Here is a 22,093-nt window from a genome sequence, read left to right as displayed (position 1 = left end):
AGCCGCTCGCCCAAAGCGACCCGCCCACCGCCGCTGACCCACCGGCGCTGCCCACAGCCACTGCCGAAGGGGTCACACCGTCCGGACCGTGGCCATCATCGCCATGTCCTCGTGTTCCAGGTTGTGGCAGTGCATGACGTAGCTGCCCCGGTAGTCGGTGAAGCGCACCGCGAGATCGACCACCTCGGCCGGGCGAACGTCCACCGTGTCCTTCCACCCCTGGTCGTACGGACCCGACTCCTTGCCGTCGCGGCGCAGGACCTGGAACTGGTCGAGGTGGATGTGCACGGGATGGTGGACATCGGTGACCAGACGCCAGATCTCCACCTCCCCCAGCGGACTGTCGGCCTGGACGTCCGCAGGCGCGAACTGCCTGTCGTTGATCGTCCAGCCCTTGTGGTCGCCCACGTCGCCCCGGTGGAACTGGAACGTCCGCATCCGCGCCCCCTCGGCCGGGACCAACGGCTCCACGTCCGCCAGTCGCGCGGGGATCCGGCTGTCGTCGCTCGCGCGGCGGACCACGCGGAACCGCATGATGTCCGCCGTGCCGCCGGCACCCAGGCCGTTGACCATCGTCACCTCGGTGCCCACCGGCACCTGCGAGAAGTCCACCACCACGTCGAACCGCTCGCCCGGCGCGATGTCGATCTCGTCGTGGGTCAGGGGCGCGGCCAGCAGGCCGCCGTCCGAGCCGATCTGCACCAGCGGCAGGGCCGGGCTCAACGACACGCGGTAGCGCCGTGCGTTCGACGCGTTCAGCAGCCGCAACCGGTACCTCGCCGCGTCGACCTCGTGCACCGGCCACGGCGCGCCGTTGACCAGCACCACGTCGCCGAGCACGCCCTCCATCCACTCGTCCCGCACACCCGGCACCGACCGCATCGCCTGGTCCAGCGCCGGGTAGGCGAACGCGCCGTCCACGTCGAACGACCGGTCGCAGATCATCAGCGGCAGCTCGCGGTCGCCACGCGGCAGCGGCAGCGCGTCCTCGACGTCGTCCCGGACGATGTGGAAGCCGGCCAGTCCCCGGTAGACCGCAGGGCCGGTGAAGTCCATGCGGTGGTCGTGGTACCAGAGGGTGGCCGCGCGCTGGTCCATCGGGTACCGGTAGTCACGCTCCCCCTTCGCCGTGTTGCCCGTGACACCGTGGTGTGACGTCCAGACGCGGTCGTCACCCACCGGCAGGACCAGGTCCAGCGGCCAGCCGTCGTGCTCGTGCGGGGTGTGCCCGCCGTGCAGGTGCGTGACGGTCGGCACCGACAGCTCGTTGCGGATCCGCACGGTGACGGGGGTGCCGCGGCGGCTCTCGATCGTCGGGCCGGGGAAGATCCCGTCGTAGCCGAGGATCGGCGTGTGCAGGCCGGGCAGGATCTCGGCGCGAACCTCGCGCTGGGTCAGCTGGTAGACGCCGGGGGACGCCTCGCGGGCGACCGGCGGGACCGGCAGCGGCACCCGGAACCGCGTCGGCACGCGTGCCTTGCTGACCAGCTGTTCCCCGGTCTGGTCGAGCCCGCAGCCCGACAGCGCGAGGCCTGCCGCGGCACCGCCGAGCACCCCCAGGAACGACCGCCGGTTCACCGCGCACCGTCACGGGGCCGGGCCGCGGCGGGCATCCACACCCAGATGCCGAGGAACACCGACGCGGTCACGATCGCGACGCCGAGTGGCACGTGGAACGCCAGCGTGCGGGTGTACCCGAGGAACGCCTGGAGGACAGCGGCGGCGAGCAGCACGACCGTCGCGGGCAGCACCCACCGGCGCCCTCGGGCGACCAGGTAGCCCACGGCGACGCCGACGAGCGCCAGCTCGACGAACACCACCACGGTCGCGGTGGTGGAGTGGAGGTCGATCGCGTCGACGTCCCCGGTCAGGAAGAGCCCCGCGAACACGGGCTGGAGCAGCACCAACACGAGGTTCACGGTCGCCACGATCCGCAGCGACCACAACGAGACCCGGGGCTGTCTGACCTTCGCGGGCGTCTCCGTTGTCTGGACGAGAGTGTTCACGAACCCGAGACTATACGTAGTCTGCCTACACATGTATCCGGGTTTTCCCTGATTCGCACCCTGGGGTCGTTGCGTAGAATCCCTACCTGTGCGACCCGCAGCCGTTCGCGGCCACCTCGACGCCCTGATCCTCGCCGTCCTCGAGGACGGTCCACTGCACGGTTACGCCGTGATCGAGGCCCTGCTGGCACGCAGCGGCGGCGCCCTGGACCTGCCGACCGGCACCGTGTACCCGGCGCTGCGGCGCCTGGAGCGCGCGGCGCTGCTGTCGGGCACGTGGAGCAGCGTCGGCGGCCGTGACCGCCGCACGTACACGATCACCCGCGCCGGCCGTCACGCACTCGCGGGCCAGCGTGCCGAGTGGACGGAGTTCGCAACGGTGGTCGGCTCGGTGCTCCTTCCCGCGGGCGGTGAGGTCTGATGGACGTGATCACCGCGCACGTGACCGCGCTGGAGCGTTCGTTGCGGGGTCCCCGCCGCACCCGCAGGGACATGGTCTCCGAGGCCCGGGACGGCCTGCGTGACGCCGCCGCCGCCTACCGCGCGGGCGGCTACTCCCCCACGCAGGCGGCGGTGCTGGCGGTGCGGGACTTCGGCGACGTCCGCGAGATCGCCCCCGACTTCCAGGACGAGCTGACCGCCCGCCAGGGCCGACTGTCGGCTCTGCTGTTCGCGCTCGCGTTCCCGGCGATGATGCTCGCCTGGGACCTCTTCCTGTGGGTCACCGACTCCCGGACCGTCACCGGCCCGCCTGCCCCGCTGGTCAGCGCCCTGTCGCGGATCGAGGACGCCGCGACGCTGGTCGTCGGGGCCGTCGCGCTGGCACTGCTGGTCGCGAGCTTCCGCCGGGCCGTGTCCGTGCGGCGCCTCACCCGCGCGGTCGGCCTCACCGGGGTGGCCGGTGCGGTGTTGTGCGCGGGCCTGGCACTCGCCATGAACGTGGCGGGCAGCCGGGTCGCGGTCCACCACGCGACCGCGGACCCGGCTGGCATCGGCGCCTACGTGGGCAGCGCCGTCGTGATGGTCCTGATCATCTGGCAGTCACTGCGCACCCTCCGCGTCGCGCGTCACCACGACGTCAACCCGGCGCCGTAGGGGTAGAGCGGGTTGCCGTAGGTGGTCGGCGGGCTCTGCCCCGCGTTGATCCTGGCGCGGATGTCGGCGCGTTCGGCCGCCGTGGCACCCAGGTCGTAGGGCAGGTCCCACTGCTCGACCTGGTCCGCGGGCACGTCCGTGCCACCGGGCCGCAGCACCTGGTCCAGCGACCTCGGCAGCTGCCACGGGAGCTTGCCGCGCGGCTGGTAGTCGCCGAACAGCAGGCCCGCGGCGGCCGGACCCATCTCCTCGCCACCCCGGTAGGTGACCACGATCGCGTTCGCGAGGCCGTTCCACTCGGTGATCACGTACGGGCGCGGCAGCACCAGCAGGACCACCACCGGGATGCCCTGGTTGCGGAAGTTCTGGATCACCGCGAGCTGGTCGGCGGGCAGGTACGGCTGTTCCTTCACCCAGCTCGTCGCGTGGGTGTAGGAGGGCTCGCCGACCGCGACCACCGCCAGCTTCGGCGCCGGACCGGTGTCCTGGTAGACGTTCACGCCGGCCGTCGCCGCCCTGGAGCGGATCGCGTCCAGGATCGTCTGCGAGCCGTACTCCTGGTGGAAGTAGCTCGTCCAGATGCAGCACGCGAGGCCGTCGGCCGCGCGCGGCCCGGCCACGACGATGTTGTCGCCCCGGTTGAGCCGCATCGGGAGCACGCCGTCGTTCTTGAGCACGGTCAGCGACTCGCGGCTCGCCTGGTTGGCCAGCTGCGCGTACGCGGGCTGGTGCATCCGGTACGGGCCGTTCACCGGGTCGCCGTACGGGTTCTCGAACACGCCCAGCTTGAACTTCAGCCGCAGCACCCGCTTGACCGCGTCGTCGATCCGCGCGGCGGGCACGTTCGCGACGAAGTCGGCGATCGTGAAGCCCGCGGCACCGGGGTCGGCGCCACCCATCACGTCCGAGCCCGCTTTGGCCGCGCCGATCCACGAGCCCGACGGCAGCCAGTCCGTCGTGATCAGGCCGGTGAAGCCCAGGTTCTGGCGCAGGTAGGCGAGGATCGGCGCGCTGTCACCCGCGCCGGGGCCGCCCGGGTCGAGCAGCGAGCTGCCCGCGTAGCCCGGCATGATGTTGACCGCGCCCGCCTCCATCGCGGCACGGAACGGGATCATGTGGTACTTGATCGTCACGGCGTCGTAGGTGATCAGGGCCTCGCCGCCGGCGCCCTCACCAGGCCAGTGCTTGACCGTGGCGAGCACCGAGCCCGGGTTCAGCTCCGGGCCGCCCTGCAGCCCGGACACGAGTGCCCTGACCTGCGCGGCGGCCACATCGGCGTTCTCGCCGTTGCCCTCCTGGATGCGGGGGTAGAGAACCTTCGTGCCGACCTCGGCGAGCGGCCCGAGCACCCCCCGGGTGCCGACCTCCAGCTGCTCACGACGCTGCATGTCGCCGAGCTGGTAGTCCAGCGCGTAGTCCCGGCCCGCCGCGAGCGCGCTCTGCGTCGGGTAGGTGGTCTGGTAGCCGTGGATGGTGTCGCCCGCGGACACGAACGGGATGCCCAGGCGCGTGCCAGACGAGGCGAGCAGCGTGGCGTGCAGGTCCGGCGCCTGTGACGGGCCGAAGTGCCAGCCGGACTGCGGGAACTGTTGGGCGTTGTAGAACATCTGGTACGCCTTCTCCTGCGCGGTCATCCGCCCCAGGAGGTCGTTCACGCGGGTCTCGACCGGCTGGCGCCAGTCCTCGTACGGCTCGATCACGCCGTTCTTGTTCAGGTCCCGGCTGCCGTTCACGACGTTCACGCCGTCGGCCACGTTCTCCAGCGTCGGCACGTAGACGCTGAAGGTGCGGATGTTCGACGTCGTGTTCGGCCCGACCGCGGTCACGTACCACCTGTAGGTCCAGCGGTCCGGCAGGTCCCAGGTCGGGGTGTAGCTGGTGCCGGTCGGCTCGGCCACCTTCGTGTAGAGGTCGAGCAGGTTTCCGGGCTGCGTGAAGTCGTAGTCCGTGCGGCTGACGTTGATCCACACCTGGTAGCGGGACGCACCCGACACGGCCGCCCACGACAGCGCTGGCCTGCGGGTGGTGGTGACCATCGCGTTGTCCGCCGGGGCACTCAGCGCGAACTGGCCGATGGTGCCCGGCGCGCGGGTCGGCCCGGACAGCAGGGGCGGCGTGGTCGACGAGGTGTCGACCGTGCCGCGGACCTCGAACTCCCACAGCGAGTAGCCGTAGCCGGTGGCGCGTGCGGTGCCGTAGATCCTGACGTAACGGCCGCTGCCGTTGACCGTCAGGTTCTCGACGCCGCCCCGGCCGGTCGTGGTGGTGTAGACGGCGTTCCACGTCGACGCGTCGTTCGACACCTCGATGCGGTAGCCGGTCCCGTAGGCCGCCTCCCAGTTGAGGGTGACGCCGGTGATCGCGGCCTGGCCGCCGAGGTCGACCTGGAGCCACTGCGGGTCGCTCGCGAGGCTGCTCCACCGGGTGGTGGTCCGGCCGTCGAGCGCGGCGGCCGGTGCGTTGCCGCCCTCGTACGAGGACGCCGACACCTTCTTGAACCGCGAGATCACCGCGTCACCGCCGCCCCCGCCGGTCGTCCCGGTGTGGACGGCCAGCTCCCACAGCGAGTAGCCGTAGGGGGTCGCGCGGGCGGTGCCGTTGACGCGGACGTACCGGCCGGTGCCGGTGACGTCGAGCGTCTGCGTGCCGCCCGTTCCCGTCGTGGTCGTGTAGACGTTCGTCCAGCTGCCGCCGTCGGCGGAGACCTGGACCTGGAACGCCGTCGCGTAGGCGGCCTCCCACGTGAGCACGACCTGGCAGACCGACGTCGACGCGCCGAGGTCGACCCGGATCCACTGTGGATCGGCGGCGGCACTCGACCAGCGCGTGCCCGCGTTGCCGTCGACCGCCGCGGACGCCGGGGTGCCCGCGTTCTCGGTGGAGGACGCCGTCGCCGGGCGGTTGAGCGCCGCGTTGGCCGTGCCGCACGCCGCCGCGGTGTCGAACGAGCCGAACACCTGGAACTCCCAGAGGGAGTAGCCGTAGCCGGTCGCGCGGGCCGTGCCGGTGACGCGGACGTACCTGGCGCTGCCGGTCAGGTTGATCGTCTGCGTGCCACCGGCACCGGTCGTGGTCGAGTACGCGGTGTTCCACGCCGACCCGTTGGCGGAGAGCTGGACCTGGTAGGCCGTCGCGTAGGCGGCCTCCCACGAGAGCACGACCTGGCTGACCGCCGCGGTGGCGCCGAGGTCGACCTGGATCCACTGTGGATCGGCCCCGGTGACGCTGGACCACCGCGTGGCCGTGTTGCCGTCGACGGCGGCCGACGCGGGCGTGCCGGCGTTCTCGGCCGACGACGCGGTCGCGGTCCTCCCCTGTGACAGCAACGTCGGTGCCGCGCCGGCCTGTGGCGCGGAGACGGAGAAGCAGGTGCTGAGCGCCAGCACGGCGGCGAGCAGCAGCCCGCGAGGACGTGTCCTCATGGGTGGAACTCCCTTTTGTCAGCTCACCAACCGACGGCGACGAGCAGGAACTGCGGGTCGCCGTGTGACACGAAGGACGACTGGCCCGCGACGTCGTCGTACGGGAAGCCGTACGCGAGCTTGTCGATGGCGTGGTCGTGCCAGAACTTGGCGTAGTAGTTGGCCGGTGCCGCCGAGTAGTACCGCGCCGGGTCCTGCCACTGCGACTGCGGCAGGTGCGCGGTGTGCCGGTTGAGCGCGGCGCACATGTTCGGGTTGCCCGCCAGGCTGCCCGCGCAGCCGAAGATGTTCGAGGTGGGCTCGTCGACGCCGACCGAGTTCGCGTAGGCGGTGAAGTAGCCGGCGTTGACGCCGCCCGACCGGAACGACGGGTGGCTGCCCGGGGCGATGATGCGGGTCGGGTCGTCCGCCAATACGTCGAACTGGGCGGGCACCGCGTCGCGGAACTTCTGGTAGGTGGCGGTCCGGTCCTCGGCGAAGGTGGTCCGGTCCTCACCGACCTGCACGTCGTAGCCGTCGTGGGCACGCAGCCGCATGGCGAGCTTGAGCCCGAACGCGTCGACGCGGGTGGTGTTGCCGTTGAACACGTCCGGGCCGACGGTGAACTCGATGAAGTCGAAGTACTGGCTGTTGGGTGAGCCGAGGTAGAAGTACATGCGGCCCGCGGAGTTGGCGGGCATGTCGAGGTAGGGCTGCTCGGCGATGGAGTGCGTCTGGCCGTTGAAGCTCCAGTACACCTGGCTGTCCGGATAGCGCCCGTTGGTGCGGTTGAGCACCTTGACCATGACGACGTTCTGCGCGGGCGGGATCGTCGAGGTGTCGCCCCAGAACTGGTCGTCGGGCGGGTTGCCGGTGCCGCCGCCGGAGCCGTAGACCCCCAGCTCCCACAGCGAGTAGCCGTAGGGCGTGGCGCGGGCGGTGCCGTTGACGCGGACGTACCGGCCGGTCCCGGTGACGTCGAGGGTCTGGGTGCCGCCGGTGCCGGACGTGGTGGTGTAGAGGTTCGACCAGCTGTTGCCGTCCCCGGAGATCTGCACCTGGAACGCGGTCGCGTAGGCCGCCTCCCAGCTGAGGACGACCCGGCAGACGGAAGCGGAGGCACCGAGGTCGACGCGTAGCCACTGCGGGTCGCTGAAGGCGCTGGACCAGCGGGTGCCGGTGTTGCCGTCCACGGCCGCGCTCGCGGAGTAGGCGCCGCTCTCGGTGGAGGACGCGGTGGCGGGGTGGTTCAGGGCGAGGTTGCCACCATCACATGCCGCGGCGGCGTGGGGCGCTGTGGTGACCGACGCACCACCGAGGACCAGGACGATCCCCAGCGCGGCCAGACCGAACCGGCGCAGGCGTGCAGGAGTGCGGAAGCTCATGGGCCATCTCCTTTGACAGCAACGCCTCCCGGACAGGGCAGGGACCGGGAGAGCGCTCTCCAGTGAGCCTGGTCTCCCGCACCGCGTCTGTCAACCCTCCATCTCGAACGGTTCAGTAGCCGGACGCCACCACCACTCGTGGGTTCGGTAACGGACACCCGGCCGCCGAACCGGGCGCCGGTACCGACAACGGAAGAAACGACCCAAACCGGCTTCGGGGGTTGATCGACTTCCTCCACAGTGGCCGGACGGCCGAGTGGTGATGGCCCGGACGGCCGTCTCACCAGGCAGATCCTCCCGGCCCGGGTTCTGGCCAGGAGGTAACGGCATATGGTCTCCTGGCGAACTGGGATGCGTACCGATCTCGGGAGTACTGATGGTTGACGACCGCCCCGCGCGAGTGCGGCGTGCCCGTGAGGCGGGAGACGTCGACGCCGCGATCCTCGTCGCGCGGTCCGGGCTCGTGCGGGCCGCGCGGGAGGACGACCTTCCCTCGATGGTCGTCCTCGCCAGGGAGCTGGACGGGTTGGCCGACAGCCTGGGCGCCGAGGTGCTCGACGCAGGCGAGCGGCGCAGGCCCTGGGAGGACCTCCGACAGGCCGCACGACGCCTCGAGTCCCCTGCCATGGAGGTCCTCGCCTGCCTCGAGCTGGCCAGGAAGTACCTCGCCGAGAGTGACGACGACCTCGCCGCCCGGCACATCGAGACCGTGCTCGACCTCGCGGAGAAGGCCCCCGCCGACCCGCTGTTCGACCGGGCCGAGCTGAGCACGGCCGACGCGACGGTCATGGACGTCCTCGACAGGCTGTACTACCGCCACCGGAACTTCGAGGCCGTCGCCACGGTCGCGGCCAAGGTCGCCGAACGGGTGCCGGACCTCCCGCTCCCCTGGTTCTACCTCGCGCACTCCCTCAACCGGCTCGACCGGTACCAGGAGGCGGTCGACGCCTTCGGACGCCTCAACGACCTGGCCCCCGACCAGCCGGGACCACTCATCGCGGCCAGCAGGGCACTCGCGGCGCTCGGCCGGACCGACGAGGCCGCCGTCGCCGCCAGCGGGGCGATCGACCTCAAGCCCGACGACGTCCAGTACCGGTTCATCCGCGCCCAGATCCACCAGGCGGCAGGCGACACCGAGGCGGCGCTCGCCGACCTCACCCACGTCGTGGCCGAGGCCGCCGAGCCGGACGACCTGGCCGACTACGCCAGGGTCACCCGCGTCCAGATCCTCCGCGAGCACGGCCGCTTCACCGAGGCGACCGACGACGCCTGGCACATGGCACGCACCGGTGACCTGGCGACGCGGGCGGCGGGTCACCTCCTGCTCGGCGAGATCCTCCAGGAGACCGGCCACCACGAGGAGGCCGTCACCCACTTCGGCGCGCACCTCGACCTGCTGGCCATGAACCCCGTCGACGCACGGCTGCGGCGGGCCGAGTCGCGGGTGGCGCTCGGCAGGCTCGACGAGGCCGTCGCCGACCTAAACGCGCTGGTCGGGCAGGGCGACCACCACGACGCCGAGGCCGCCGCCACCGCGCTGACCCCGCTGGCCGAGCGCCACCCCCCTGCGCGCAAGGCGCTCGGCCGCGCCCTGCTCGAGGACTTCCTGCCGGGCCGCGCGGTCGAGGTGCTGGCGCACGAGGACACCGAGGACTGGCAGGTGCGTGCCTGGCTCGGCATGGCCATGGTGACCTCCAGCCGCACCGAGACCGAGTGGAACGAGAAGTTCGACCACGACCGGGTCGTCGACGCCGTCGGGCACCTCGTCGCGGCGGCCAGGCTGGCGCCCGCGCAGGACTACCCGAGGACCCGGCTGCGCTGGCTCGTCGAGCGTGCCCTCGTGCTCCAGCCGGTCGCCCACACGCTCACGACCGGCGCCGACCTCGGGGTGACCGACGTCCTGCCCGAGCTGGCGGGGGTGTTCGGGAACTGGCGTGAGGCGGCGCGCGCGGAGGCGGCACGCCGCTTCAGCGACGCCGTGGCCGCGCTGACCGCAGCACGGGCGACCGCGGCGGAGGCCGGTCTCGCCGTGCTCACCGCGCTGCTGGACGTCCGGCTGGCCGACAACTACCTGCGGCTCTACGACATGCAGCGTGTGTTCGACCACATCGCGTCGGCGGAGGGCGCGACCGCCGAGATCGGGATGCTGCCCGGGATGACCAGGGAGCACGTCGACGCGATGCTGGCCCGCACCAGGGACGCGGGCGGCCGGGCGGCGCTGCAGGACATCGACCACCTCGAGCTGAGCAGCGCGGTGCTCGCCACGTTCCTGGCCGGGCTCGACGTGCTCCGCGCGCAGGCGGCCCACCGCCTCGGCGACGCGGAGGCGGCACTGCGGCTGCTGCCGGACGACGCCCCCGGCAACCAGTTCGAGATCACGCACTTCCGCATGATGGCGCTGCGCGACGCGGGCCGCGTCGACGAGGCCATGGACCTGTTGAAGGAGCTGAGGGACCTCGCCGAGCCCGAGGACCTGGTCAAGGTCGCGAACATCGAGGCGAGCCTGCACATCGGGCGCGACGAGTTCACCAGGGCCGCCGAGGTGCTCGAGACCGAGCTGGCGGCACGTGAGCACGACCCGGCCGTCGCGGCGGGGCTCGTGAGCAACCTGCTCGGCGCCTACCTCGGGCTGGAGCGGGCCGAGGACGTGCTGGACCTGGACCGGGAGCATCCCGTGCCGGACGACGTCCCGCCCCGGTTCGGCTACGCGCGCCTGGTGACCGTCGCGCGGGCGCTCGGGATGCTCGGGCGCCACGACGAGGAGCTGCGGACCTTCCTCGACGCGATCGAGCTGATCGACAGGATGCGCGGCACGCTGCACGACGAGCAGGCCAGGATGACCTGGCAGGGCACGCACGTCCACGTGTACGAGGAGGCCGTCTCCGCCGCGCTGGCCGTCGGCAGGCCCGCGACCGCGCTGGACCTCGTGGAGCGGTCGAAGGCGCGGGCGTTCGTCGACCAGCTCGGTCTGGGGCCAGCCGAGCCCAGCGAACGGCTCCAGAAGACGCGGAAGTCCCTCGAGGACGCCAGGCGGCGGCTCGCGCTGCTGCACGAGATCGCCGCCGCGCCGGACCCCTCGGCCGAGGTCGACCTGGTCCACCGGGTGAACGAGCTGCGGCCGGTCGGCTCGGTGGACGTGGCTGACCTGGACGGCGAGCTGGCGCGGGAACGGGCCGCCGTCGACCGGCTGTCGACCGCGCTCGCGCTGGAACCGTTGAAGGGCAAGAGCTCCGTCGCGGCGGCCACGCTGTCCACGGTGGAGATCTACGCACAGCTCGACGAGCGGGCCGTGCTGGCCGAGTACTTCGTCGGCGTGGACGAGACGGTGCTGTTCCTCATGACGCCCGCCGACCCGATCCCGGTCGTGCACGGGATCCCCCACGGCGCACGCGACATCGCCGAGTTCGTCGACAGGCACCTCGGCACGGCCCGCGCGATGGACCGCGACGCCTTCGAGGACGACTTCCACCCGTTCGTCGCGCCGATCACGGACCGCTGCGCGCGTGGCGACACGGTGGTGCTGGTGCCACACGGGTTGCTGCACCACGTGCCGCTGCACTCGTTGCTCCTGGACCGCAATCCGGTGTGCCATCTGCCCAGTGCCTCGCTGCTGCGCTACCGCCGCAAGGACACCGAGGACCGGGGCTGGCGCACGGCAGTGGTGTTCGGCGACTCCCGGGGCGACCTCGTGCACGCGCGGAGCGAGGCGGAGGCCATCGCCGGGGTGTTCGGCGCGGAGGCGGCCCTCGGCGACGACGCGTCGCGAGCGCGGCTGGCCGACGGGCTCGCGGCGCGGCCGGACGTGGTGCACCTGGCGTGCCACGGGCGGTTCGACGGCAGGCGGCCGACCGACTCCGCGGTGCTGCTGGCGCCCGCGGACACGCGCCCGGACGCCGAGCTGAGCGCCGCGGACGTGTTCGGGCTGGATCTGCGCGTGAACCTGGTGACGCTGAGCGCCTGCGAGAGCGGGGTGAGCGCGAACCGGCCGGGCGACGAGCTGATCGGGCTGACCCGCGCCGCGCTCCACGCCGGGGCGCCCGCTCTCGTGGTGAGCCTGTGGGAGGTCGACGACCTGTCCACCGAGCTGCTGATGACGGCCTTCTACCGGCAGCTCCGCGACGGCGTGGCACCGGCGGAGGCGTTGCGGCAGGCCCAGCTCGGGCTCGCCGACACGACCGCGGGGGACGTCGTGGCGCACTGCGACGCGGCGCTGGAACGGTCCCCCGACGCCGTGACCACCGCGGCGGTCCTGCTGGCCAGGGCCGGCGCACAGGCCGTCGCGGGTGACGTCACCGAGGCGATCGCGACATGCCGACAGATCGCACTCGACCGGGCACGCGGAGTCGTCGCCGACCGGTTGCGGGCCCGGGTCGAGCGCCTGCTAATTCTGTTGTCGCTCAAGGAGGAGGTGGAGACGGTCGTGGACTACGAGGCGCGGCCGTACGCCCATCCCCACCACTGGGCGGCGTTCGTGCTGGTCGGCGATTGGCGGTGAGGGTTTGCGCCTGACGGAGTTGGTCGGGAGCTGGGTCGAGGTGGGTGACGACGTCGACCCGAGGGAGGCTCTGGCCAAGCTGGAGCAGGCGGAGCACGTGGTCGTGACGACCGCGGACGGCAGCACGCTCGGGGTGCTGGACGAGGCGGAGCTGACCGCGTTCGACGCGCGGGACACCGCGCTCGCCGCGCTGGCGCAACGGTTCCCGCCGCTGCTCGTGCTCGCCGACCACCCCGACGAGCTGTCCGGCGACGAGCTGGTCGACCTCGCCGAACTGGTGGGCCGGATCGACGCCCACCACGTGCTCCTGGTGAACGAGGGCCGGCCGGCGGGCGTGGTCTCCAGGGCGACGATCGCGACGGCGCTGCCACTCGACCTGCTCGCTGCCGACGTGCGGTCGGGCGACCCCGACGTGCCCGCGCTGGGGTACGTCTGCACGAGGTGCACGCCGCCCTACCACCTCCGGCTGAGCACACCGACGCCCGACGGCCGCCCGCCGACGTGCGGGCGGATCGCGTTCCACGGCGAGATGGAGCCCGACGCCTGATGTTCGCCTCGGTGCTGCGTGAGGTCACCGGCTACCTCGACCGGCGGATGCTGGTCTCGACGTTCTTCCCCGTGCTGGCGTTCATGGGCGGCACGGTGCTCGTGGTCTCGATGACGGTCGCCGGCGTGTCCGGCGCGGTCGCGCGGTGGGGCAGGCTGCCCGGCATGGCGCAGACCGTGCTGATCGCGGGGTTCCTCGTGCTGGCGGCGTTCCTGACGTTCCTGGTCGGCAACCTGCGGGAGTGGCAGGACCGCGTGTGCCAGGGCTACTGGCCGTCGTGGGCGGACCGGGTGCGCGTGCCGCTGCTGCGCCGCCAGGAGCGTGCGCGGCAGACGCTGGTGGAGCAGGACGAGGTGCTGCGCCGCCGCGAGGAGCGGCTGGCGGGCGAGCGGGACGCGTTCCCCCGCCCGGCGGAGGTGACCCCGCATGCCCTGCCGAGCAACGAGATCGACGCGGAGCTGGCCGCGCTGGAGGGACTGACCGACGATCCGGAGTGGACGGCAGGCACGTCCGTGCGGCTCACCGAGCTGGCGAAGGCGTTGCACGGCGAGGAAACCGGCCGCGCCGAACGGTTCACGACGCTGTGGTTCGCCCTCGACACCCGGCTGGCGGCGGCCGAGCAGCAGGTCCGCGAGGAACGTGCCTCGGTGCAGCGCAGGCTGTTCGTGCTGTACCCGCAGCCGCCACGCGGGGTGTCCCCGACGACGATGGGCAACGTCGTGCTGGCCGCGGAACAGCACTCGGCCGTGCGCTACCGCCTGGACGCGGTGGTGATGTGGACGCGGCTGCGGCCGCTGCTGCCGAACGACTTCGCGGAGGCGTTGAAGGACGCGAGGGTGTCGGTGGACCTGCTGTTGACGGTGGCGGTGTTCCTGCCGCTGTTCGGGGCGCCGCTGTCGTGGTGGCTCGCGTTCCACCTGCCCTCGGTGACGGGCACCCCGGCGGCGTGGCTCACGTACCTGGCGGTCGTGTTGTGCGGCCTGGTCCTGTGCGGTGAGTTCCGCCGCACCCGCGACCGGCTGATCGTGGCGGGCTCGGCGGTGGCGGTGGTGCTGCTGTCGCTGTGGTCACCGGCGTTACGGCTGTCGATCTGCGTGCTGTGGCCGCTCGGTCTGCTGGTCGTGTCCTACGGCCTGTACCGCAACGCGACCCACGCGATGCTCGCCTACACCGAACGCCTGCGCACGGCGTTCGACCTGTACCGCTGGAAGGTGCTGGAGGAGCTGCGGATCGACCTCCCGAAGACGCTGGAGGAGGAACGCGGGACGTGGCAGAGCGTGACCCAGTTCCTCTACCGCGGCGGTACGGTGGCCCCGGACCGGCTCCACTACGACCACCCCGTGCGGGTGCCCGACTGAGACGGAAGGTGTCCTGCGGTGCGGATCGGTGTGCTGGGGGCGGCTCGCATCGCGCCGACGGCGTTGGTGCGGCCTGCCAGGGTGGTCGACGGGGTCGAGGTCGCGGCCGTCGCGGCGCGGGACCGCGGGCGGGCGGAGGCGTTCGCCGCGAAGCACGGGGTGGCGACCGTGCACGGGTCGTACGCCGAGCTGGTGGCCGACCCGTCGCTGGACGCCGTCTACGTCCCGCTGCCCAACGGGAAGCACGCGGAGTGGACGCTCGCCGCGCTCGAGGCGGGCAGGCACGTGTTGTGCGAGAAGCCCTTCACCGCCAACGCCGCGCAGGCCCGGGAGGTCGCGGCCGCCGCGGGGGACCGGGTCGTGATGGAGGCGTTCCACTACCGGTACCACCCGGTCGCCGCGCGCATGGCCGAGATCGTCCACAGTGGAGAGCTGGGCGAGATCAGGCGCGTCGAGACCGCGATGTGCTTCCCGCTGCCCCTGTTCTCCGACATCCGCTACGACTTCGGCCTCGCGGGCGGTTCGCTCATGGACGCGGGCTGCTACGCCGTGCACTGCCTGCGCCTGCTCTCCCCCGGCGAACCGGCCGTCAGGTCGGCGACGGCCCGGACCCTGTCGCGTGACCGGCGCGTCGACCGCGCGATGACGGCCGAGTTCGACCTGCCGGGCGGCGCCACCGGACAGGTCCGGGCGTCGATGTGGTCGACAACCGTGTTCCGCATCAGGGCCCGGGTCCTCGGCGAGCGCGGCACGATGACGGTCACGAACTTCGCGGCACCACAGGTGTTCGGCCGTCTCGTGGTCACCGTGGACGGCCACCGGCGCCGCGAGAGGGTCGCCGGGGAGGGCACCTACACGCGCCAGCTGCGTGCCTTCGCCGCGGCGGTCGGCGGCGCGGACACGAACCTCACCCCACCGGCCGACTCTGTCGCCACGATGTCCCTGATCGACGACATCTACACCGCCGCGGGCCTCCCCCTCAGACCGTAGCCACCGCCGGCCCCCACGCACTGAAGGACGCCTTCGTAACGCTGGGCGTTACAAAGGCGTCCTTCAGTGCGGCACGAGGCGGTCCGCTACCCGGGACGCGGCGGTCTCCAGGTTCTGCTCCCGGTAGAGGTCGACGGCCTGCTGCCACGCGTGCCGGGCCTCGTCGTGGTTGCCGAGGTCGCGGTGGACGTCGCCGACCGACGCCAGCGTGCCTGCCCTGCGGTAGGTGTTGTCCAGGTCGCACCACAGGGCCAGCGCCTGGTCGTAGAGGTCCAGCGCGTCGGCGTGCCGTCCGGTGGCCGCCGCGATGCCGCCCAGGTTGTCGAGGGAGTCCGCCTGGCCGTAGACGTCCTCCTGCCGACGGCACAGCTCCAGCGCCGACTCGCAGTAGTCGCGGGCCTGTTCGTGGTCGCCGAGACGGGTGTGGCAGGCGCCGATCATGCTCAGCGCGCGTACCTCCCACTTCGAGTCGCCGAGGTCGCGGTACAGGTTCCTGGCACTGGTCATGTGGGTCAGTGCCTGCCGGTAGTCGTCGCGGTGGGTCATGGCCAGGGCCAGGACGAAGTGGACGCCCGCCTGCCCGAGGGCGTCGCCGATCTTCTCCGACAGGGTCAGCGACCAGCCGAGGTGGTGCAGTGCCGTCTCCTGCTCCGCCTCGCCGAGCGGCGCGTAGACCAGGCCGAGCCGCCGGTGGGCGCGGGCCTGCGCGGCGACGTCGCCGAGGCGCTCGGCCGCGGCGAGGCCAGCCGACCACGACGCGATGTTGGCGTGGATGTGCCCGCGCCGGTAGTGGAAGTTGTCCAGCGTCCACGCGAGCTGCCACACCGCGACGTCCCAGCCCGCCTCCTCCGCCGCCACCCTGGCGGCCAACACGTTCGGGTGGTTGGCGTCGAACCACGCCATCGCCGCGGCGTCGTCGGGCAGGGCCAGTGGCACGCAGCTCGGCGTGCCGAGGTCCACCGGCGGGTGCTGCTGGTCGAGCAGCCTGCTGCCCCGGTACGCGGTGTGCAGGTAGAAGTCGACCGCGCGGCGCAGCGCGGCGGACACCTCCTCCTCGCCCGCCACCGCGCGGGCGTGCAGGCGGACGAGGTCGTGCAGCCGGTACCGGCCCGCCGTCCGCTGCTGCACGAGGTGGTCGTCGACGAGGTGCTCCAGCAGCCGCTCGGCCTCCGCGACGTCGACGTCGGCGAGCGCGGCGGCCGCCGGGGCGTCGACATCCGGCCCGGGATGCACCCCGAGGAGCCGGAACATGCGCCGCCTCGCCTCGTCGAGGTGCTGGTAGGACAGGGCGAACGCCGCCGCGACACTCCGGTCCCCCGCCGACAGCTCCGCGAGCGGCGAGGCCTGCCGCAGCCGGTCCGCCAGGTGCCGCATGGTCCACGCGGGCCGGGACCGCAGCCGGGCGCCCGCGATGCGGATCGCCAGTGGCAGGTACCCGCACCGCTCGACGACCTCCAGCACCGCCTCGGGCTCGCGGGCCGCCCGGTCCGCGCCGACCACCAGCGTGAACAGCGCGACCGCGTCCGCCACCGGCAGCACGTCCAGCGAGATCGTCCGCGCGGTCTCCAGGTCGACGAGCCTGCGGCGGCTCGTGATCAGCGTCAGGCTCCGGGCCGTGCCCGGCAGCAGCGGCCGGACCTGCGCGGCGTCGGCGGCGTTGTCCAGCAGGACGAGCACGCGGCGGGCGGCCAGCTCCGCCCGCCACCGCGCGGCACGCGCGTCGAGGTCGTTCGGGATCTCCTCGCCGGGCACCCCCAGTGCCCGCAACAGCATGTCCAGTGCGGCGAGCGGCGCGACCGGCGCCGCGCTGGGGGTGTGGCCGTGCAGGTCGACGAACAGCTGCGCGTCCGGGTAGCGGTCGACGAGCCGGTGCGCGGCGTGCACGGCCAGCGTCGTCTTGCCGACCCCCGCCATCCCGTCCAGCGCCTCGATGACCATGGCCGTGCCGAGCGGCTCGTCGGCCGACACCAGCCGCGCGAGGTCCGCACCCCGGCCTGCGAAGTCGGCGATGTCGCGCGGCAGGTCGTTGCGCACCACGGAAACCGGCCGGACGGGCGACGCGAGCGCCGGGTCGTTCGCGAGGACCTGCCGGTGCACCTCGACGAGCCGGGGTGACGGGTCGAGCCCGAACCGCTCGGCCAGCACGCCCCTGGCCCGCACGAACACCTCTAGCGCGTCGGCCTGCCGTCCCGCCCGGTACAGCGCGACCATCAGGTGGCCCCACAGCCGGTCGTGGCCGGGGTGCCGCTCCGTCAGCGCGCTCAGCTCCTCGACCAGCGCCGCGCCCTCCCCGGTCGCGAGCTCCGCCTCGACCCGGTCCTCGACCGCACGCAGGCGCATCCCGTGCAGCCGCGCCGCCTCCGCCCGCAGTGGCGCCACGTCGGCGAACTCGCCGTAGGCGTCCCCCCGCCACAGTCCCAGTGCGACCGTCAGCCGCTCGACCGCCTGCGCGGGCTCGGCCGTCCTGACCGAGGCGACCAGCCGCTCGAAGCGCACGGCGTCCACGACGTCCGGCCCGGCACGCAACACGTAGCCGGCGGGGTGCGTGACCAGCGACAGCTCGTCGGCCGGGAGACCGGACAGCGCCTGGCGCAGCCGGGAGACGTAGGTGCGCACCGACCGGTGGGCGCCGGGTGGTGCGTCGTCCTCGCCCCACAGCGCGCCGACGAGCGTGGCGACGGTCGTGACCCGGCCCGCGTTCGCGACGAGCACCGCGAGCAGTGTGCGGATCCGGGTGCCCCCGAGGTCGAGCACGTCGTCGCCGGTCCGCACCTCGAGCGGTCCCAGTACCCGGACCAACGCGTCCACGCCAATAGAGGAACCCGTTGACGTGCTCCAGATACCGGCGATGTCGACGAATTGTAGACGGATCGCAAACTCCCGGTGGAACGGTGACCCGGCAGGCGATCACTGATGGGAGCAGCCGTGCCCAACCGAGCGACGACGAAGGAGTCCACCCGGGTGCCCGGCACGTGGCTGCCCGCGGGCGCTCCGCCCGTCCGGGTGTCCGCTGTGGACCTGGTGCCGCTGCCGGGCGGCGCCGTACTGCTCGCCGGCGGTACCGGCACAGGGGGTGCGGCGAGCGCCGCTACCGCGGTGTTCGACCCCACCGGCGACTCGTGGGCTGCCGGGCCGGAGCTGGGGGTGGCCCGGCAGCACCACACGACCACCGCCCTGTGGCACGGCCACGTCCTCGTCGCGGGCGGTGCGGACACGGCGTCCGCCGAGGTGTTCGACCCCGTGGCCCGCCGGTGGACACCCACCTCGCCCATGACCACCGTCCGCAACGGCCACACCGCGACCCGGCTGCGTGACGGGCGGGTGCTCGTCGCGGGCGGTCGTGGCGCACTGACGTCCGCGGAGCTGTACGACCCGCACACCGGGGGATGGACCGCGACCGGCTCGATGACCGACGCCCGCACCGACCACCGGGCCGTACTGCTCGACGACGGCAGGGTGCTCGTCGTCGGCGGTCTGCTCCCCACCGACGACAGCGCCGCCGCGCTGACCGGCTGCGAGCTCTACGACCCGGCGACCGGTGCGTGGACCGCGACGGGTGACCTGCGCCAACCCCGCGCCGGACACCAGGCCGTGCTGCTGTTCGACCACCGCGTGCTGGTCACCGGCGGCGACCCGGTCCTCGCACCGGACGGCTCGTTCGACCCGCACGGTCTCGCCACCGCGGAGCTGTTCCACCCGTGGATCGGGACGTGGCGACCCGCGCCGCCAATGCCGGGCGGCGGGCGAGGCGGCCACCGGGCCATCACCCTCCGGTCGGGCGTCGTGGTGGTCACCGGCGGCACCGGCACCCCGCGACACCACACGGCTCTGGCGTTCGTCGCGGGCACCTGGTTCACGCTCGGCCGCCTGGTCGAGGGTCGCGGTGCCCACGCCATGATCGAGCTGCCGGACGACCGCGTCCTCGTCGCCGGGGGCACCGCCACTGTCGGTGAGGTGCTGATCCCGTGACCCACCAAGGAAACCCTCAGCGCCACACGGCCGCAGGACGGATCGGTCCTCGTGACCGGCGGCCGCGTGGTCCGCTCCGCGAGACGACGACCGCGCGACGGTCGGCGGAGCGGTTCGACCCCGGAGCCGGTACGTGGCACGAGCCCCCGCCACGACCGACGCGCACCACGGCCCACGGCGGGCCGGTCCGTGCACGGGGGTCGTCCTGGTCGTCGGCGGCATTGCCCAGGTGAGTCGCCGCCGACGACCCGGCTTCACGGGTTCTCGTGGGTGAAGAGCGTGCCGTTGACCAGGATGGAGGCGCCTGGGCGGCAGTGGCTCCAGTCCTGGGCAGGCCGCCGGTCGCGCGTGGGTGGGGGCGTGTAGTGGATGACGTAGACGGGTTCCCTGGTGCCGCCGGGCGTGTCACGGACGCCTCGGTAGCGGATGACCACCGTGCCGGGGAAGCCGGCGGCCGATCGGCGCCGGATGGCGGCGAGCCTGCCGACGGGCAGCGGGTCGGACCATTCCGTGCCGAACAGCGGGCGTGCCCGCACCTTCCCGGTCGGCGCGGGGTACCGGCGACGCCAGGATCGTCTGCCGGCCGTTGTCGAAGCGGCCACCAGCACGATGGCGAGCAGGACGCCGACCGTGCGGGCGGTGCCGGTCCAGCCGAGGTCGCGGTTCCACGTGAGCCGCAGCGGTTCCGGTGGGGCGAGGCCGGGGCGGACGTCGATGCGCAGGTCACGCAGTGCGCCGGCCCACGGGGTGCCGACCGTCGCCGACAGGGTCAGGGTCGAGGACATGCCTGCCGTGCGGCGCCAGAGACCTTCCTCGGCTGGCGGGCGCCAGGTCAGGGGGATCGCCACGTCGGCGGCGGCGCCCGGGGCGAGGGTCACCGGGGCGGGGAGGTCGGCCTGTATCGGGTGGCCCGCCGCGCGGAGGCGTGTGAGGGTCACGGTCAGGGGAACGTGGGTCGCGCCGGAGCGCAGGCGGAGGGTGGCCGTGCCGTGACCGGACTCGCCGTTCACGGGGGCGCCGACCCAGGTGGCCGTCACCGTCGGGTGTGCGTCGGCGGCCAGCCGCTGCTGTGTCACGGCTCTGCGGCGGGGTTCGGTGACCGTCGCCAGCTCGGTCTGGAGGTCGGCGGGTGAGCTGGCGGTGAGGGTGCGTGCGCCGGGGAAGACGACGTCGAGTGCGTTGACACCGCTGCTGCCGGCGAGGGGGAGCGCGTAGGCGGTGACGTCGGACAGGGCCGCGGCTCTGGCGCGGAGGCCCTGCCAGCCGGGTGCGGTGGCCGAGGGCGGGGCCGGGTACTCGCTGCTGTCCGTCGGTTCGTGGTCACCGTCGCTCACGAGGACGACGATCGAGCCGGGGTGTGCCTCGGCGTCGGACAGGGCGGCGGCGATGGCGCGGCCGATGTCGGTGTAGGAGCCGGTCGGGGGCCCGTGAGGCACACAGCCGGCCAGCGTCGGGTCGCCGGGACTCGCGTGACAGGTCGTGCCGGCAGCCTCGTCGAAGGGGATGACCGACGCAGTGTCAGCGGGTCCAAGCGCGGCGACGAACCCCTCGACCGCGGCGGTGACGTACCCGTACCGCCCGCCGGTCGCCATCGACGCGGAGGTGTCGACCAGGATCACGACGTGCGTGGACACCTGACCGCCGACGAGGTCGAGCAGTTCGTCGGCGGTCACCCCGGGATCGGCGGAAGCCGAAGGGAAAGCCGCCGACAACAGCGCCACCAGGAGAACGGCGAGACGTCTCACAACACACCACCTGCCGACGGAACCGGGCGAAGGGCCTCGCCGCCGACCAGCACCTCCGCAACCGCCCCGCGATCGGCGGAAGCACACCCAGGCAGCGGGATCGCGACGTGTCTCACGGCGCACCACCCGCCGGTGGGTTCGGGCGTAGGGCGTCGCCAAGGCGGATCGGGGTCAGGCCGTCGGATCGGCGTTGGGCCGCGTCGCGCAGTGTGCCTGCCTCGGTCTCCAGTTTGGTCAGATGGGCGGCCAGTTCACCCAGTTCCACCTCCAGGCGGTTCGCGCGTTCGGCCAGTTCCGGCTCGTGCGCGCCGGCCACCTCACCCGCTCGGCGGGCCTTGCGCGACAGGCCCGTCCGCAGCTCCTCGAGCCGCCTGGCCTGGGCCAGGATCCGGTCGTCCTCCACCGCGATCTCCCGTTGCACCGCCGCAACCTCCTCGCCCAGCCGCGCCGCCTTCGCCCGCTGTTCCGCGAGCCGGGCACGGGCCTCATCCACCTGCTTCGTCCGCACACGCACGTCCTCCACCGCGGCCGCCAGCGGGACCGGCAGGCTCGCCAGCACCTCCCCCGCTGTCTCGACGACCGCGGCGGCCCGCATGGCGATCCCCTCCTCGACCTGGCTGACGTCACCGGCGACCGGACGGGTCAGCACGGCCAGCTCGTCCCGCAGCCGCCGCAGCTCCGGTAGCCCCTCCGCCGCCCTGCGGACCCGGCGCAGCTCGGCCACCGCCTCCGCCAGCTCCACCGCCTCGGCCCGGCGGCGTTCGTTCGCCTGCCTCGCGCCCTGGAGCTGCCGCTGCTCGGTGGCCAGCCGCGACACCTCGGCACCGAGCGCGTCGCCCTCCAGCACCGCCGCCTCCAGCTCACCGCGCAGCTCGTCCCGCAGTCCCGCCGCGGTCACCAGTGGGCCGACCCGGTCCCTCAGCCCGGCCACCGCGCGCAACGCGCGGTCCAGCGCGCTCACGGCCCCGATCGCCACGGGCCTCGGGCCGCCGGGCACCACCGCCAGCTCGGCAGCGGCCCAGTTCGCCGCGGTCTCCACCGCCTCGAGCGCGACGGTCGCGCCGCTCTCGCCCGCCAGCCGCGCGAGTCGGTCCTGGAGCAT

The 22,093-nt window shown here is 73.0% G+C and carries 14 protein-coding genes; 7 read left to right on the top strand and 7 right to left on the bottom strand.

Going from position 1 to position 22,093, the window contains the following annotated elements:
• Positions 1-72 precede the first annotated feature (72 nt).
• Entirely contained in the window at positions 73-1,578 is a 1,506-nt protein-coding gene (locus tag CLV71_RS38875) for a multicopper oxidase family protein (RefSeq protein WP_133907936.1), read from the bottom strand.
• Positions 1,575-2,006, bottom strand: coding sequence for a hypothetical protein (locus CLV71_RS38870; protein ID WP_133907935.1), 432 nt, complete (start codon positions 2,004-2,006; stop codon positions 1,575-1,577). Before CLV71_RS38870 ends, CLV71_RS38875 begins: the two co-directional genes overlap by 4 nt.
• A gap of 88 nt (positions 2,007-2,094) precedes the next feature.
• Between CLV71_RS38870 and CLV71_RS38865 the strand changes: the two genes are divergently transcribed.
• Together CLV71_RS38865 and CLV71_RS38860 are read left to right on the top strand one after the other, a co-directional pair.
• Positions 2,095-2,427: a PadR family transcriptional regulator gene (locus CLV71_RS38865; protein ID WP_133907934.1), complete on the top strand. Its 333-nt coding sequence runs from the start codon at positions 2,095-2,097 to the stop codon at positions 2,425-2,427.
• Complete coding sequence (locus tag CLV71_RS38860; protein WP_133907933.1) at positions 2,427-3,101, top strand: permease prefix domain 1-containing protein; 675 nt, start codon at positions 2,427-2,429, stop codon at positions 3,099-3,101. The genes CLV71_RS38865 and CLV71_RS38860 overlap by 1 nt, the downstream gene beginning before the upstream one ends.
• On the opposite strand, the gene CLV71_RS49815 is transcribed toward CLV71_RS38860, so the two are convergent.
• Both CLV71_RS49815 and CLV71_RS38845 read right to left on the bottom strand, forming a co-directional pair.
• On the bottom strand, positions 3,074-6,523 hold the full coding sequence (locus CLV71_RS49815; RefSeq protein ID WP_166664436.1) for a discoidin domain-containing protein: 3,450 nt from the start codon (positions 6,521-6,523) through the stop codon (positions 3,074-3,076). The genes CLV71_RS38860 and CLV71_RS49815 overlap by 28 nt on opposite strands.
• Before the next feature lie 23 nt (positions 6,524-6,546).
• The gene (locus CLV71_RS38845; RefSeq protein ID WP_133907932.1) at positions 6,547-7,887 is read right to left on the bottom strand and encodes a beta-1,3-glucanase family protein; all 1,341 of its coding nucleotides are present in this window, start codon (positions 7,885-7,887) and stop codon (positions 6,547-6,549) included.
• A 376-nt stretch (positions 7,888-8,263) separates the two neighbouring features.
• Here CLV71_RS38845 and CLV71_RS38840 point away from each other — a divergent pair, with 376 nt between their 5' ends.
• Genes CLV71_RS38840 through CLV71_RS38825 form a run of 4 tightly spaced genes read left to right on the top strand, consistent with a single transcriptional unit; the run spans position 8,264 to position 15,277 of the window.
• Positions 8,264-12,382: a CHAT domain-containing protein gene (locus CLV71_RS38840; RefSeq protein ID WP_133907931.1), complete on the top strand. Its 4,119-nt coding sequence runs from the start codon at positions 8,264-8,266 to the stop codon at positions 12,380-12,382.
• A 4-nt stretch (positions 12,383-12,386) separates the two neighbouring features.
• Positions 12,387-12,929 (top strand): hypothetical protein, encoded by a 543-nt coding sequence (locus tag CLV71_RS38835; protein WP_133907930.1) that lies wholly within the window; start codon positions 12,387-12,389, stop codon positions 12,927-12,929.
• A complete protein-coding gene (locus CLV71_RS38830; RefSeq protein WP_133907929.1) occupies positions 12,929-14,287 on the top strand; it encodes a hypothetical protein in 1,359 nt (452 codons plus the stop codon). The genes CLV71_RS38835 and CLV71_RS38830 overlap by 1 nt, the downstream gene beginning before the upstream one ends.
• Positions 14,288-14,305: 18 nt before the next feature.
• Positions 14,306-15,277 (top strand): Gfo/Idh/MocA family protein, encoded by a 972-nt coding sequence (locus tag CLV71_RS38825; RefSeq protein ID WP_208297964.1) that lies wholly within the window; start codon positions 14,306-14,308, stop codon positions 15,275-15,277.
• A 63-nt stretch (positions 15,278-15,340) separates the two neighbouring features.
• Here CLV71_RS38825 and CLV71_RS38820 read toward each other — a convergent pair whose 3' ends face one another.
• Positions 15,341-18,085: an AfsR/SARP family transcriptional regulator gene (locus CLV71_RS38820; RefSeq protein WP_243867186.1), complete on the bottom strand. Its 2,745-nt coding sequence runs from the start codon at positions 18,083-18,085 to the stop codon at positions 15,341-15,343.
• A gap of 117 nt (positions 18,086-18,202) precedes the next feature.
• On the opposite strand from CLV71_RS38820, the gene CLV71_RS38815 reads away from it, so the two are divergent.
• Positions 18,203-19,246, top strand: coding sequence for a Kelch repeat-containing protein (locus CLV71_RS38815; RefSeq protein ID WP_166664435.1), 1,044 nt, complete (start codon positions 18,203-18,205; stop codon positions 19,244-19,246).
• A 254-nt stretch (positions 19,247-19,500) separates the two neighbouring features.
• Here CLV71_RS38815 and CLV71_RS38810 read toward each other — a convergent pair whose 3' ends face one another.
• Both CLV71_RS38810 and CLV71_RS38805 read right to left on the bottom strand, forming a co-directional pair.
• Entirely contained in the window at positions 19,501-20,991 is a 1,491-nt protein-coding gene (locus tag CLV71_RS38810; protein WP_133907926.1) for a VWA domain-containing protein, read from the bottom strand.
• A 112-nt stretch (positions 20,992-21,103) separates the two neighbouring features.
• Positions 21,104-22,093 carry a hypothetical protein gene (locus tag CLV71_RS38805; RefSeq protein WP_133907925.1) on the bottom strand — a complete coding sequence of 330 codons (990 nt, stop codon included), beginning with the start codon at positions 22,091-22,093 and terminating at the stop codon, positions 21,104-21,106.

Source organism: Actinophytocola oryzae (assembly GCF_004364325.1).
GTDB lineage: Bacteria > Actinomycetota > Actinomycetes > Mycobacteriales > Pseudonocardiaceae > Actinophytocola > Actinophytocola oryzae.
This window is presented reverse-complemented; position numbering and strand designations above follow the sequence as displayed.

Excerpts from the sequence above, each read along its gene's own strand:
- CLV71_RS38860 (WP_133907933.1), top strand. The coding sequence starts at position 2,427 with ATGGACGTGATCACCGCGCACGTGACCGCGCTGGAGCGTTCGTTGCGG.
- CLV71_RS49815 (WP_166664436.1), bottom strand. The coding sequence starts at position 6,523 with ATGAGGACACGTCCTCGCGGGCTGCTGCTCGCCGCCGTGCTGGCGCTC.
- CLV71_RS38845 (WP_133907932.1), bottom strand. The coding sequence starts at position 7,887 with ATGAGCTTCCGCACTCCTGCACGCCTGCGCCGGTTCGGTCTGGCCGCG.
- CLV71_RS38840 (WP_133907931.1), top strand. The coding sequence starts at position 8,264 with ATGGTTGACGACCGCCCCGCGCGAGTGCGGCGTGCCCGTGAGGCGGGA.
- CLV71_RS38830 (WP_133907929.1), top strand. The coding sequence starts at position 12,929 with ATGTTCGCCTCGGTGCTGCGTGAGGTCACCGGCTACCTCGACCGGCGG.
- CLV71_RS38805 (WP_133907925.1), bottom strand. The coding sequence starts at position 22,093 with ATGCTCCAGGACCGACTCGCGCGGCTGGCGGGCGAGAGCGGCGCGACC.